The organism is Mesorhizobium sp. M1E.F.Ca.ET.041.01.1.1 (assembly GCF_003997355.1).
In the GTDB taxonomy this organism is placed as follows: Bacteria; Pseudomonadota; Alphaproteobacteria; order Rhizobiales; family Rhizobiaceae; genus Mesorhizobium.
Map to the genome: position 1 here is coordinate 1 of NZ_RZSL01000913.1, position 1,680 is coordinate 1,680.

A 1,680-nucleotide genomic window follows, 5' to 3' on the forward strand; every position below is an offset into this window, starting at 1 on the left:
CTCTGGCAGCGCAGGATGTCAACCGTTCGCTAGATCAATCGGCCCGGGCTGGCAAGGGAGTCGTCTGTTGACCGAGATCAATGCATGCCCCTGCCGCCTTGGACGAAATTGCCGAAAAGGCAGGAGTGTGACCGACATGAACTTTCTGGATTATCTGCTTCCAGTCGAGGTCAGGACCTCGTTGATGGGCCGAATGATGCAGAAGATGGGCGTCGAACGGCAACTCAAAATCATTCCGGACCAAATTGCCGTCACCAATCGAGCTGTCGACCGCTGCCGTTCATGCGGCCATCAAGCCGAATGCTCGACCTGGCTCGACAGCCACGAACAAGCCGACACCCCGCCGGACTATTGTCGCAACGCCGACCTGATCGCGCGCCTCCAGCACGCAGCCGGCCTGCGCTAGCATGCAATAAGCAGCCAGGCAGCGGTTACGCGGTGGCGATATAGGCCCGGATCTCCTCGGCTTCGCGTTCGACGTCCTCGATGCGGCGCTTGACCACGTCGCCGATCGACACGATGCCGTCGAGCATGCCGTCCTTCTCCACGGGCAGGTGGCGGAAGCGGCCTCGCGTCATGATCTCCATGACCTCGTTTACGGTATGGCTCTCGTTACAGATCTTGACCTTGGGCGTCATGGCCGAACGCACCGCGATATCGAGCGCGGCCGCTCCTTCCCTGGCAATCACCCGCACGACGTCGCGCTCCGAGAGAATGCCGACGATCTTGCGGTCGCCGTTGGTGATGACGAGCGCGCCGATCCTGTGTTCGGTCAGAATCCGGATGGCCTCGGTCAGCTTTTCGTTAGGCCCGAGCGTGAACACGTCATGGCCCTTGCTTTCAAGAATTGCCTTAACCGTCATGGCGTCCTCCTCAGCCTTGCTCGCCGGCTCCTGCCTGACCGGCTTTTTTCAGCCCCAGCGCCCTTGGGAAGACGCTGGGTGCCTAGCCGCCATCGTGCGCCGTGATTGGCTGCATTTCAAGTGCGCCGCAGCGTTACTCCGACGGCTGCGGGCGGTCGAAGAAACGCAGGCCGAAGAAGCCGGCGATAAAGCCGCCGATATGGGCCTCCCAGGCGATCTGGCCGTCGACACCTGGCGCGAAGCCGAGCAGGCCGGAGGCGAGATTGATCACCATCCAGACGCCGAGGAAAGTCATGACGCCGCGCGAGCGCAGCACGATTGCGATCGGCAGCGGCTCACCGGCGAAGGCTGCCTTGCCGGACGAGCGGTCGATGCGGAAGCCATAGCGCGCCGCTGCCCCCATCATGCCCGAGATCGCGCCCGAAGCGCCGACGAGCGGCATCTCGCCATACGGGTGCAGCGCCCAAAACAGCGCAACCGAAGCCAGCCCGGTCACCGCGTAGAACACTGCAAATCGAACACCGCCGAGACGATTGGCGAGCGGCGAGCCGAAAGCGGCGAGCCAGACCATATTGACCAAGAGATGCGCCCAACTGCCATGCATGAACGCATAAGTGAAAGGCTGGACCAGCAAATAGGCGCTTGGCGGGTAAAGACCCGAATAGAAAGCCGGCGTGAAGGCGAAGGTCGAGACAAACGTGTCGTCTTGCGCTGGCGTGAGAAGATAGTTTTCGGCCAGATAGACGACGAAGCAAATCGCAACTACCGCCTGCACCACCGGCGGCAGGTTGAATACCGGCTCCCGGCGCGGTTTCGG

The 1,680-nt window shown here is 62.1% G+C and carries 3 protein-coding genes; 1 reads left to right on the forward strand and 2 read right to left on the reverse strand.

Annotation, left to right across the window (positions count from 1 at the left end):
- Positions 1 to 67: 67 nt before the first annotated feature.
- The gene (locus tag EOA38_RS35805) at positions 68 to 406 is read left to right on the forward strand and encodes a DUF6455 family protein (protein ID WP_245481010.1); all 339 of its coding nucleotides are present in this window, start codon (positions 68 to 70) and stop codon (positions 404 to 406) included.
- Between the two features lie 25 nt (positions 407 to 431).
- Here the strand turns inward: EOA38_RS35805 and EOA38_RS35810 are convergent, their stop codons facing one another.
- Both EOA38_RS35810 and EOA38_RS35815 read right to left on the reverse strand, forming a co-directional pair.
- Positions 432 to 863, reverse strand: a complete 432-nt coding sequence (locus EOA38_RS35810) for a CBS domain-containing protein (RefSeq protein WP_126094173.1) — start codon at positions 861 to 863, stop codon at positions 432 to 434.
- Positions 864 to 996: 133 nt separating this feature from the next.
- Positions 997 to 1,680: rhomboid family intramembrane serine protease (locus EOA38_RS35815; protein ID WP_145966261.1), on the reverse strand; the 684-nt coding region annotated here is incomplete at its 5' end.